The following is a 12,863-nucleotide window of genomic DNA, read 5'->3' as shown; positions in this document are numbered from 1 at the left end:
TCGATGTTAAATTTAATTTAACACTATATTATATCCTATATTTTTGATTTTTAAAAACCTTTTTGGCAAATATTCTTAATTATTTTAATTACTTTAAAATTTACTCAAATTTTTCTCATAAAAACTAAATAAATTAAGTTTTAAGTTTATTTTGGCAAGTTTAGAAAGTTAGAGCAATATTTATTCCAGCCAATTTAAGAAAAAAATCTGCAATTGTCAAAAATCCCTGTGCCAAAACCGTACTTCCCAGATAAACAATCGCAAATATAATTAAAATTCCATACTTTTCAATTTTATTATAAAATTCCATAACTTTTTTTCCAGAAAAAGAATAAATTATCCTTCCTCCATCTAAAGGCGTTATTGGTATCAAATTAAACAATCCAAGCAATAAATTTATTAAATAGGCATATAGAAAAATTGTCATAAATACATTTTCAACATCCAAATATTTTCCCATAACTTTTAATAAAACAAGTGAAATTGCAGAAATAATGAAATTTACAACTATTCCTGCAATCGCAACGCAAAATAGACCACGTCTTGGAGGATTCAAATTATCAAAATTCACTGGAACAGGCTTTGCCCATCCCACTAAAAATTTAAAGCCGCTTAAAAGTATTAAAATCGGCAGAATTATTCCTGTCAAATCCAAATGCTTCAAAGGATTTAATGTAATCCTTCCTGCCCTTTTTGCAGTATCATCGCCGAATTTATAAGCTACATAGCCATGTGCCACTTCGTGAAATGTCATTGACACCACAAACACAGCAAGTGAAATTATCATACTGCTTGAAATTTCCACAACAAAAAAAATTTTTGCAACAAAATAAATAATAATTGCTGCAATAATCCCCAGTTTTATTCCAGAATACTGAGGATTCATAATTTTAAACCTATTATAATATTCTTTTATTCTTTTCACAAAATTTCCTTTCTCAAAATAAATTCTTAATTGTTTATTTTTTCTTTCCTATTATTCCTTTACCTCTCAAATTCATCACCCCCAATTTATTTGTGATTTAAATCAATTATACCAAATTTCCCTAAAAATAACAAAATATTTTAAAAATTTGATAGAGTAAAATATTTAATACTAAACCCCATTTAAATAACGAATTTATTATAAACTTTTCCAACAAAGGATAAAAACTTAGTATTTCAAAATAATTAAAATATAATTTTTTTTGTTTTAATAAACCGACGGAGCTTTTATTTGTTTAACTACGACTGTTTGACGACTGCAAGGAGGAGTTTCGGAGTTGGGCAAATAAAAGTCGTAGTCTAGCCATAGGTGCAGGATTTGCGGCAATGAGCAATCCTGCGAAAAAAAACTAATAAAAATAGTAAAAACCGATAGTAAATAAAATAATCTAATACTAAATCCCTTATAAAATAGAAACTATATTAAGGACAAAAGTTTTAATTCCTTACTAAATAGTATGTAATTCAAAATTTATTAAACATTCGCTATTTAAACGGGGAATAGTATAACTTATTTTATTTACAAACAAAAAAAACAACCTTATATAAAAGTTGTTGTTTTTAACGAATAGTTTAATCCTTGTTTTGATGGATACTCTATTTAACCAAACCAAACAGATGAGTTTAGAGCTCATCCAATTAGTTTCAATCCTTATTTTAATGGATACTCTACTTTAACTATAAATTTTTATTTATGGAGGGTTTGATCTCAAGATGTTTCAATCCTTGTTTTAATGGATACTCTACTTTAACTTACCACAAAATTATTTTACCACATTTTTTTGATTTTTCAAAATTTTTTTTAAAAAATGGAGTACCAAAACTGATACTCCAAATAATTTCTTTTTAGTACATTTTTGTTTTTACTATTTTTTAAACATTCCAGTAACTTTACCAGCTAAGTCCTTTGCTCCTTCTACAGTTTTATCTACTGCTTTTTCAGCACCTTTTTCCACATCTTTAACAATTTTGTTGTTTGCTGCTTTATTAGCTAAATCTTTTGCTCCTTCTACTGTTTTTTCAAAAACTTCTTCAGTTCCTTTTTTTATATTTTGAGCAACTTCGCTTCCTGCAATTTCCTTTGTTTTGTCAGCAGCTTTGTCAGCCAAGTCTTTTGCTCCATCTACAGTTTTTTTCAATGCATCTTCTGCACCTTTTTTTAAATCATCAAATTTCATAATCTTTTCCTCCATTTTTTTATTTATAATTATTAAATAACTATCTTTTTTTATAAAAAGTTACTGCACCATTATTTTTTACAATCGAGCCATTTGGAATTTTAAATAAAATTAATAATGTATAAAACACATCTACACAAGAACCACCCGCATTTAATACACACAAAAACATTATAAATCCATTCATTATTCCTAAAATATTTAAAATAACTGGAAAAATAAATGATAAAAATAATAAAGGAGCTATAAAAATTACTGCCATTCTAAATTTAGACATTTCCTCTTCTGTGTATGTAAAAAAATAAAGCAATCTCATTCCCCAAAAAGTTCTTTTTGACTTAAAAAAATTTGGTACAAATAACAAATGAATAAATTCGTGTAAAATGAGAAACAGTACCGTTATTATTAAATAAAGTATTAATTGCCAAATTCCAAGTTTAAATTCTATCGCAAAACTATTTTCACTATAATTAATTATCTCGTTTAATTTGGGAAAAAAATATAGACAATACTTTATATTTAACAACATTAGGAATATACCAACAGGAATTGCAATTAACATTACTAAAGATAATTTTGGCTCTTTTAATTTTTTCCATCCTGTCCTTAAAAGTTCCCCTGTATATTCCTTATTTTCTTCAGGTATTTTTTTTATATATTTCATAATTTTCACCAATTAATTTTTAAAAATTATTCCACAGTTACTGATTTTGCCAAGTTTCTTGGCTTATCAACATCGTTTCCTTTTAATTTTGATAAATAATATGCCAATAACTGATGAATTACGATTGTAGGGAATCCTGCGTAATCATCTTCCACATTTGGAATATAGAATACTTCGTCAGCAACTTCTTCCACAATTGTATTTCCTTCTTTTGCAATTGCGATAACGTAAGCTCCTCTTGAAGTAACTTCTTTTATATTTGATACTGATTTTTCAAATAAGTCAGACTGTGTAACGTTTACAACAACTGGCACTCCATCTGTAATAAGTGCAATTGTACCATGTTTCAATTCTCCTGAAGCAAAGGCTTCTGAATGAATATATGAAATTTCCTTAGATTTTAATGCACCTTCCACAGCGATTACATAATCAAGCCCACGTCCAAGATAGAACATACTTTCGCTATCTTTAATCTTATCTGCGATATCTTTTATTTTTTCATCATATTCTAACATTTTCTGAACGCTTTGTTTTACATCATACAATTTTTTAATATCTTCAACTGCTTCATCTTTTGTAATTTTTCCAAATTTATATGCAAAATCTATTGCCATTAAATTTAAAATTACCATTTGAGTCGTGTACGCCTTTGTAGAAGCAACGGCAATTTCAGGTCCTGCCCAAGTGTAAATAACGTGGTCCGCTTCCCTTGCTATTGAAGAACCAACTACATTTGAAATTGCAACAACTCTTGCCCCGTGTCTTTTCGCCTCTTTCATAGCCTCAAGCGTGTCCAAAGTTTCTCCAGACTGGCTTAACACAATAACCAACGCCTTGTCATCAATTACAGGATTTCTATATCTAAATTCTGACGCAATGTCAACATCTACACGGATTCTTGTTTTTTTCTCAATAATATGCTTTCCAGCAAGCCCAGCATGATAAGCAGTTCCGCAAGCTACAATATAAATATCATTGATTCCGCTCAAATACTCTTTTGTAAGTCCTGCATCATCAAAATTAATGTTATAATTTTCATCAACTCTGCTGTTCAAAGTTTTTACAAGCACTTCTGGCTGTTCAAAAATTTCCTTTTCCATAAAATACTCGTATCCACCTTTAGAAGCAGCTTCCAAATCCCACTCAATATGAGTTATGTCTCTTTTTATCTCGTTTCCTTCTACATCCATAATTTTTACAGAATCTTTTTTTATTTCCACAATTTCATTATTTTCAATCAAATATACATCCCTAGTATATTTCAAAATCGCAGGAATATCTGACGCAATAAAGTTTTCTCCATTTCCAAGCCCTACAATAAGCGGACTTTCCTTTCTTGCCGCAATAATTCTGTCAGGCTCGTTCACAGACATAATTCCAAGTGCATAGGCACCTTTTATAACTTTTAACAATTTCTTTACTGTTTCAAGCAAGTCCCCAGTATAAAGCTCATCTAACAAGTGTGCCACAACTTCGGTATCAGTTTCTGACTTAAACTCATATCCTTTTGCAACTAAATCTTTTTTTAATTCCAGATAATTTTCAATGATTCCATTGTGAACAACAACTAATGTTTTATCTTTGTTAAAATGAGGGTGTGAATTTTCATCAGATGGCTTTCCATGAGTTGCCCATCTTGTATGCCCTATCGCAACTGTCCCTGAAAGTGGATTTTTTTTCAGCTCATCAGCCAAATTTTGTAATTTTCCAACTTTTTTCACAATCTCAAATTTTTCATTTCCAGTATTAACAGCAATCCCCGCTGAATCATACCCTCTGTACTCTAATTTTTCCAACCCGTCAATAACAAATTCCTGAGCATTTTTCGCTCCGATGTAACCTACAATTCCACACATAATATTTCTCCTTCATAATATAAAATTACTAGAAAACGTTACTATAATACCTTTGTAATCCCAATTACTCGAAATTTTTGTATATTATTAAGGTTGTAACCACCTAAAGAGCATCCGCCGATATTTCGATAACTCTTTCCCTCGTCTCCTTCTGAAATTTTATTGTTTATATTGATTGTTCCAAAAGGACTGGCGCTTTTTTATTTTTATTTCCTAGTTGAAATGATTATATCAAATTTTTCATATTTTTTCAATACACAAACTTTATTTGATTAGGGTTATTGTATATTAAAATTTTCTTTTTTCAATTACCTACAAACAAGTGAATTACTCCCACTTTTAGAAGCAGGAAACTTCTTGATAGATTTTGTTAAAACCGAAGATTTCTCAATATTTCCCTATTATTTTTAAAAATTCTTTTGCTTTTGTATCACTAGTTTCACAGTAATTTTCTACGATTATTATCGCTTTTAAATTTTCTCAGACTTTCAAATCCTGTATAAAGTTTACGTAGTTTTCATGTTTTTTATATTTTTTGCAATAATTTTCTGTACTCCCTCAAAAGTTTTTTTCTTGAAAACTGAAAATAAAAATGATAATATAGAAATTAAGTAAGATATTCAATATATTTTAGAGACAAAGTATTTGTTTCCAAAATTATATATTTAGAATTAAAAGATAGAAGGTAAAAAAATGAAAATAGATGAATTATCACAATTTTTAACGCAAGTTTCCTTATTTAAAGGATTAAACGCTTTGGAAATTTCAGAATATCTCTCAAAAACTGGTTTTAAAATAAAAAACTATAAAAAAAATGAAACTGTGTTTTTTCGTGGAGATTTTTTAAAAAATGTAATTATAGTTATCAAAGGAACTGCTCATGGTGAAATGCAAAAATTTAACGGAGATATCACTGTCATTAATCGGATGAAATCAGGTGAAGTTGTAGCTTCAGCATTTTTATTTGGAAAAAGCAATGTTTTTCCAGTAGACTTAATAGCATTGGAAAATTCCAAGTTTTTATTTCTAAATAAAGAAAAATATCTAAATTTAATTCAGTCAGACAAAAGACTTTTACTAAATTTTATAAATGAAATTTCAAACAAGAGCCAACATTTATCAAAAAGAATATGGTTCAATTTTACAAATAAAACAATTGAAGAGAAAATATTAAGTTACATAAAAGAAAATACAACAAATGGTATAATAAAGTTTCTTCCCAATATCTCAGCCTTAGCAAAACAATTTGAAGTAACAAGACCAGCACTGTCAAGAGAAATTTCCAATTTATGTAAAGAAAAAATATTAACAAAAATAGAGAATAACTTATATTCAGTAGATTTTCAACAGATTTCTCAAAGAAATGTTTGATATTTATAAAAAAGTAGATATTAACATATTATTTTTACTGTGTATTTTTAGTTTTGCACTTGATTATACAATACAAATTAAGATTTAAAATAGAAAATATATAAAAAAACTATATTAATTATGAGGAATATGTGCTAAAATATAAAATGTATAAAAATGGAATAAGGAGGCATTTTGATGAATTATCAAAATTTAGTAAATGGAGAATGGAAAGACTCTGAAAATACAATAACTATTTATTCGCCTATAAATGGGGAAGAGATTGGGACAGTGCCAGCTATGTCAAGAGAAGAAGTTGACTTTGCTATGGAATCTGCCAGAAAGGCTTTACCTGCTTGGAGAGCGTTGTCAGCTGTGGAAAGAGCGGCTTATTTGAATAAGGCTGCGGATATTCTTGAAAGAGATAAGGATAAAATTGGGGAAAACTTGGCAAAGGAAGTGGCAAAAGGAATTAAGGCTGCTATTTCAGAAGTTGTGAGAACTGCCGATTTGATTAGATATGCTGCGGAAGAAGGTCTTAGAATCACAGGTGAATTTGTAAATGGTGGCGGATTTGAAGCTGGAAGCAAAAGAAAATGTGGAGTTGTAAAAAGAGAACCAGTTGGAGTTGTGCTTGCAATCGCACCGTTTAACTATCCAGTAAACTTGTCAGCATCTAAAATTGCACCAGCCTTAATAGGAGGAAACGTAGTAATTTTTAAACCGCCTACACAAGGTTCAATTAGTGGATTGCTATTGACACAAGTATTTGCAGAAGCTGGAATTCCAGCGGGAGTATTTAACTCTGTAACTGGAAAAGGTTCTGAAATTGGAGATTATTTGATTGAACATGAGGAAGTGAATTTTATAAACTTTACAGGAAGTACGCCAATTGGTAAAAAAATTGGAAAACTTGCTGGAATGCGTCCAATTATGCTTGAATTAGGTGGAAAAGACGCTGGAATTGTATTAGAAGATGCTGATTTGGAAAAAGCTGCAAAAGATATAGTGGCAGGGGCATTCAGCTATTCTGGACAAAGATGTACTGCAATTAAAAGAGTGCTTGTAATGGATTCTGTTGCAGATAAATTAGCCGACTTGATAAAAGCTCAAGTTGAAAAATTAACTGTGGGAGATCCTTTTGATAATGCTGATATTACAACAGTAATCGACACTCCATCAGCAGACTTTATTGAAGGATTGATAAAAGATGCACAGGAAAAAGGTGCAAAAGCATTGACAACAGTAAAAAGAGAAAAAAACTTAATATGGCCAGTAGTTTTTGACAATGTAACAACTGATATGAGAATTGCTTGGGAAGAGCCATTTGGACCAGTATTGCCGATTATTAGAGTAAATTCTGTAGATGAAGCAATAGAAATTGCAAATAAATCAGAATATGGACTACAATCAGCAGTATTTACAAAAAATTTCCCATTGGCATTTGAAATCGCTGAAAAACTGGAAGTGGGAACAGTGCATATAAATAACAAGACTCAAAGAGGGCCTGACAGCTTCCCATTCTTAGGAATTAAAGGTTCAGGAGCAGGAGTTCAAGGATTAAAATACAGTATAGAAAGCATGACAAGAGTTAAATCTATCGTATTTGATATATAAAATTTACAAGAGATGTTTTCTTTCGGGAGAACATCTTTTTTTTTTGGACTTTTAATTTTGAAATTTCTAAGTAAAAGATTTTAATACTAAACCCCATTTAAATAACGAATTTATTACAAACTTTTCTAACAAAGGATAAAAACCTAGTATTTCAAAATAATTAAAATATAATTTTTTTGTTTTAATAAACTGACGGAGCTTTTATTTGTTCAGCTACGACTGTTTGACGACTGGAAGGAGGAGTTTCGGAGTTGGGCAAATAAAAGTCGTAGTCTAGCCATAGGTGCAGGATTTGCGGCAATGAGCAATCCTGCGAAAAAAAAGAAAAAAACTAATAAAAATAGTAAAAACCAATATTAAATAAAATAATCTAATACTAAATCCCATTATAAAATAGAAACTATTTTAAGGACAAAAAGTTTTAATTCCTTACTAAAAAGTATGTAATTCAAAATTTATTAAACATTCGCTATTTAAAGAAGAAATAGTATTAACTTCTATAAGTAAGAATAATTCACTAAAAAAGAGATAATCTCAAGTTTGAGAAGATCTCTTATTTTTTTACTTTATTTTATAGTGAAACTTCTTTAAAACTGAACTCAAAAGCTATGACTAATTTATTCAAATCCTAAATTTATATAATTTTTAGTAGTTCAATTTTAAATGGGTTCGAGTATATTTTAAAAATTCAAATTAAAAACCTAAAATTTGTGCTACTCTTTCTTTTTCATTTTCCCATTCTTTTCCGTAGTAAGATTTTAAGTAAATTTCTCTTAATTCTTCCATTAGCGGGTATCTTGGGTTAGCTGGTGTACATTGGTCATCAAAAGCATCTAGTGACATTTCGTCTACTGCTTCCAGGAAGTCTTTTTCAGGCACTCCCCATTCCTTAATGCTTGCTGGAATTCCAATTCTTCTATTTAATTCATTAATTCCCTTAATTAAATTTTCCACTTTTTCTTCTTTAGTGTTTCCGCCAAATCCTAGATAATCATTCATTTCAGCGTATCTTTGCATTGCGTCAGGATATCTGTATTGAGGGAATAATCCCATTTTTGTTGGAGCCTCAACTGCATTGAAACGGATAACTTCTTCAAGAAGCATAGCATTTGCAATACCATGTGGCACGTGGAATTTTCCTCCAAGTTTGTGTGCAAGCGAGTGATTTATTCCTAAGAATGCATTTGCGAAAGCCATTCCTGCAAGACATGAAGCATTAGCCATTTTTTCCTTAGCTTTAATTGCTTTTGCACCTAAATCTACCGATTCTGGCAAGTATTTGAATACAAGTCTAGCCGCTTCTTTTGAATATGGTTTTGTATATTCTGTTGCCATAATTGAAACATAAGATTCAAGAGCATGTGTAAATACGTCAATTCCAGAAGCTATTGTAAGCCCTTTTGGCATTGTGAGCATAAGCTCAGGATCGTTAATTGCTACATGCGGTGTTAATGCATAATCTGCAAGCGGGTATTTAATTCCAGTTTCATCATCTGTAATTACTGAGAATGGAGTTACTTCCGAACCAGTTCCAGCCGATGTTGCAACTGCGATAAATTTAGCTTTTTTACCCATTTCAGGAAATTCAACGATTCTCTTTCTAATATCCATAAATCTCATTGCCAAATCTCTAAATCTTAATTCAGGATGTTCGTATAATACCCACATAATTTTAGCGGCATCCATTGCAGATCCTCCACCAAGAGCGATAACAACGTCAGGATTGTATTCAAGCATTGCTTTTGCTCCAGCCTGAGCCGAACTTAATGTTGGATCCTCTTTTACTTCAGAGAATATTCTATAATCAATATTTATTTCATCCAATACTTTTGTAATGTGTTCTGCATATCCTAATTCTGCCAATACTTTATCTGTTACGATAAATGCTTTTTTGTGGCTTCCTTTCAATTCTTCTAAAGCTGTCGGAAGTGATCCGTATTTGAAATAAATTTTTTCAGGAACTTTGAACCATAACATATTTTCTCTTCTTTCTGCAATTGTTTTTACATTTAATAAATGTTTTACTCCTACGTTTTCTGACACAGAATTTCCTCCCCATGAACCACATCCAAGTGTTAATGATGGCTCTAATTTAAAGTTAAATACATCTCCGATTGCTCCAAGTGACGCTGGCATATTAATTAATGTACGTCCTGTTTTCATTAATCTTCCAAATTTATCTATTTTTTCTTTTTCTGCTAAATTAATATACAATGAAGAAGTATGTCCTAATCCTCCAAGTCTTACTAACTCATCAGCTTTTTTCAGTGAATCTTCAAAATTTTCAGATTTGTACATTGCAAGCACTGGCGATAATTTTTCATGTGCAAAAGGTTCTTCTGTTGCAGTAGATTCCACTTCCCCAATTAACACTTTTGAACTTTTTGGAATTTCAAACCCTGCCATACCTGCGATAACATATGCACTTTTTCCAACTACTTCAGCATTCAAGTTTCCATTTATAAACAATATTTCTCTTACTTTATTTAATTCTTCTTCGTTAAGGATATAAGCTCCTCTGTTTAAAAATTCGCTTCTAACTTTGTCGTAAATTTCTTTGTCTATAATTACAGACTGTTCTGTCGCACAAATTACCCCATTATCAAATGTTTTAGACATCAAAATATAGTTTGCAGTCATTTTTATATCTGCTGATTTATCAATTACAACTGGTGTATTTCCAGCTCCTACCCCAATTGCAGGAGTTCCTGATGAATAAGCAGCCTTAACCATTCCTGGTCCACCTGTCGCAAGTATCAAATCAGCACTTGCCATAAGTTCTCTCGATAATTCTACACTTGGCTCGTCAATCCATCCGATTATGTCTTTAGGGGCTCCATATTTTACTGCTGTTTCCAAAGCAATTTTAGCCGTTTCAATTGTTGCTTGTTTTGCTCTTGGATGTGGAGAAAATATTATTGCATTTCTTGTTTTTAATGATATTAATGTTTTGAACATTGCTGTTGAAGTTGGATTTGTTGTTGGTACAATCCCTGCGATAATCCCTATTGGAGTTGCAATTTTTTTGACTCCGTAGGATCTGTCGTCTTCCAGCACGCCACAAGTTTTTTCATCTTTGTATTTATTGTAAATGTATTCAGAAGCAAAGTGATTTTTTATAACCTTGTCTTCCACAATCCCCATTCCAGTTTCTGCTACTGCCAGATTTGCCAGTGTAATTCTTTCATCATTCATTTTTTGAGCCACTTTTCTAAAAATCTTATCGACTCTTTCTTGATCAAATGTTGCAAATTCCTCCTGAGCCTTTCTAACTCTCTGAATAAGCTCCTTCAAACTTTCCAAATCTTTCACTACTGCCATTTTTCCTCCTATAAATAAAGTGTATATTTTGTTACATTCCTTATAACTTATATGATACTCTATTTTACCAAAAAACTCAAGTTTTTTTTTTCACTTTCTCATAAAAATACCTATTTATGCCTATAAATAATCAAAAAATAAAATTTATAAAATAAGAGAAAAATTAAAGTTTAAATAAAATTTTAAATATGGATATAAATTGAAAAATTCAAAAAATTTATAGAAAAAACTTTAAAATAATGCTAAAATACTTGTGTAAAATTATGTTTTATAAAAAAAATTTAAATAAATAGAGGTGAAATGTGAAAGAGAAAATTATTATTATTGATTTTGGTTCACAATACAGTCAATTAATTGCCAGAAGAATTAGAGAAATGGAAGTTTATTGTGAAATTATGCCTTTGGTTGATATTGAAAAAATAAAAAATGGAGAAGAAAAAGTAAAAGGAATTATTTTTTCAGGAGGTCCTGCTTCCGTTTATGAAAAAGACGCTCCAACTGTAAATCCTGAAGTATTTAACTTAAATCTTCCTATTTTGGGAATTTGCTATGGAATGCAGCTAATTACACACTTAAATGGTGGAAAAGTTGAAAAGGCTGATTCAAGGGAGTTTGGAAAAGCTGTGCTGGAAGTGGAAAATAGTGATAATCCATTGTTTACAGGAGTAAAAAAATCTTCTAACATCTGGATGAGTCACAACGACCACATTACAGAATTACCAAAAGATTTTGAAATAATTGCAAAAACAGATTCATCAATCGCCGCAATTACAAATAACAACGGAATTTATGCACTTCAATTTCATCCAGAAGTAGTCCATTCTGAATGTGGAACACAAATTTTGGAAAACTTCGTATTTAACATCTGTAAATGTGAGAGAAACTGGAAAATTTCAAGCTTTATTGCTGAAAAAACAAAATTTATCAAGAAAACTGTCGGAGATGAGCACGTACTGCTTGCACTTTCAGGAGGAGTAGATTCATCAGTTGCCGCGGTTCTAATCAACAATGCAATTGGACATCAGCTTACTTGTATGTTCGTAGACACTGGACTTTTGAGAAAAGACGAAGGCAAAAAAGTTCTTGAATACTACAAGGAACATTTTGACTTAAACATAGTTTTTGTTGACGCAAAAGATAGATTTTTAAACAAATTAAAAGGTATAGACGAGCCTGAAGCCAAGAGAAAAATCATCGGAAATGAATTTATCGAAGTCTTTAACGAAGAAATAAGAAAACTGAAAGGACAAGAAGGTGCAAAATTCCTAGCACAAGGAACAATTTACCCAGACGTAATTGAATCTCAGTCTATAAAAGGTCCTTCACACACAATAAAATCTCACCACAACGTAGGAGGACTACCAGAAGACTTGCAATTTGAACTGTTAGAACCTTTAAAAGAACTATTTAAAGACGAAGTAAGAAAAGTTGGACACGAACTTGGACTTCCTGACACAATTATAAAAAGACACCCCTTCCCAGGTCCAGGACTTGGAATCAGAGTTATCGGAGAAGTAACTCCTGACAAAGTAAAAATTCTTCAAGAAGCTGATGATATTTTCATTATCGAATTGATGGAAAAAGGACTTTACGACAAAGTAGATCAAGCATTCGTAACATTACTACCTGTAAAAACTGTCGGAGTTATGGGCGATCAAAGAACTTATGAATACGTAGCAGCTATTCGTTCAGTAAATACAATCGATTTTATGACTGCCACATGGTCAAAACTGCCTTACGAATTCCTTGAGGAAGTGTCAAACAAGATTATAAACAAAGTAAACGGAATAAATAGAATTGTGTATGATATTTCTTCTAAGCCACCAGGTACTATTGAGTGGGAGTAATCAAAATATATATTTTAATTCATAATAGATTTGAATATTTTGAAAA

General features: G+C 30.8%; 8 protein-coding genes. 3 read left to right on the top strand and 5 right to left on the bottom strand.

All coding sequences use genetic code 11. From position 1 onward, the window contains the following. Positions 1 to 160: 160 nt before the first annotated feature. The 4 genes from LEBU_RS10340 to glmS form a co-directional block, all read right to left on the bottom strand. A complete protein-coding gene (locus tag LEBU_RS10340) occupies positions 161 to 925 on the bottom strand; it encodes a site-2 protease family protein (protein WP_041760663.1) in 765 nt (254 codons plus the stop codon). Positions 926 to 1,850: 925 nt separating this feature from the next. Further along, positions 1,851 to 2,162: a hypothetical protein gene (locus LEBU_RS10335; protein WP_015770275.1), complete on the bottom strand. Its 312-nt coding sequence runs from the start codon at positions 2,160 to 2,162 to the stop codon at positions 1,851 to 1,853. A 40-nt stretch (positions 2,163 to 2,202) separates the two neighbouring features. Continuing rightward, on the bottom strand, positions 2,203 to 2,826 hold the full coding sequence (locus LEBU_RS10330) for a DUF3267 domain-containing protein (protein ID WP_015770274.1): 624 nt from the start codon (positions 2,824 to 2,826) through the stop codon (positions 2,203 to 2,205). Positions 2,827 to 2,852: 26 nt separating this feature from the next. Next, positions 2,853 to 4,682, bottom strand: coding sequence for a glutamine--fructose-6-phosphate transaminase (isomerizing) (gene glmS, locus LEBU_RS10325; RefSeq protein WP_015770273.1), 1,830 nt, complete (start codon positions 4,680 to 4,682; stop codon positions 2,853 to 2,855). Between the two features lie 693 nt (positions 4,683 to 5,375). Here glmS and LEBU_RS10320 point away from each other — a divergent pair. Further along, positions 5,376 to 6,053: a Crp/Fnr family transcriptional regulator gene (locus LEBU_RS10320; RefSeq protein ID WP_015770272.1), complete on the top strand. Its 678-nt coding sequence runs from the start codon at positions 5,376 to 5,378 to the stop codon at positions 6,051 to 6,053. 177 nt (positions 6,054 to 6,230) lie between these two features. Beyond that, on the top strand, positions 6,231 to 7,649 hold the full coding sequence (locus tag LEBU_RS10315) for an NADP-dependent glyceraldehyde-3-phosphate dehydrogenase (protein ID WP_015770271.1): 1,419 nt from the start codon (positions 6,231 to 6,233) through the stop codon (positions 7,647 to 7,649). Between the two features lie 693 nt (positions 7,650 to 8,342). Here LEBU_RS10315 and adhE read toward each other — a convergent pair. Beyond that, positions 8,343 to 10,970, bottom strand: coding sequence for a bifunctional acetaldehyde-CoA/alcohol dehydrogenase (gene adhE, locus LEBU_RS10310; RefSeq protein WP_015770270.1), 2,628 nt, complete (start codon positions 10,968 to 10,970; stop codon positions 8,343 to 8,345). Between the two features lie 302 nt (positions 10,971 to 11,272). Between adhE and guaA the strand changes: the two genes are divergently transcribed. Further along, positions 11,273 to 12,817, top strand: coding sequence for a glutamine-hydrolyzing GMP synthase (guaA, locus tag LEBU_RS10305; protein WP_015770269.1), 1,545 nt, complete (start codon positions 11,273 to 11,275; stop codon positions 12,815 to 12,817). Positions 12,818 to 12,863 lie beyond the last annotated feature (46 nt).

Origin of the sequence: Leptotrichia buccalis C-1013-b (assembly GCF_000023905.1) — a bacterium.
In the GTDB taxonomy this organism is placed as follows: Bacteria; Fusobacteriota; Fusobacteriia; order Fusobacteriales; family Leptotrichiaceae; genus Leptotrichia; species Leptotrichia buccalis.
The sequence above is the reverse complement of the archived record's forward strand: the minus strand, read 5'-3'. Positions and strand labels throughout refer to the sequence as shown.

Coding starts and splice junctions, on each gene's coding strand:
- LEBU_RS10315 (WP_015770271.1), top strand. CDS start 6,231: ATGAATTATCAAAATTTAGTAAATGGAGAATGGAAAGACTCTGAAAAT.
- LEBU_RS10330 (WP_015770274.1), bottom strand. CDS start 2,826: ATGAAATATATAAAAAAAATACCTGAAGAAAATAAGGAATATACAGGG.
- LEBU_RS10335 (WP_015770275.1), bottom strand. CDS start 2,162: ATGAAATTTGATGATTTAAAAAAAGGTGCAGAAGATGCATTGAAAAAA.
- adhE (WP_015770270.1), bottom strand. CDS start 10,970: ATGGCAGTAGTGAAAGATTTGGAAAGTTTGAAGGAGCTTATTCAGAGA.
- LEBU_RS10320 (WP_015770272.1), top strand. CDS start 5,376: ATGAAAATAGATGAATTATCACAATTTTTAACGCAAGTTTCCTTATTT.
- glmS (WP_015770273.1), bottom strand. CDS start 4,682: ATGTGTGGAATTGTAGGTTACATCGGAGCGAAAAATGCTCAGGAATTT.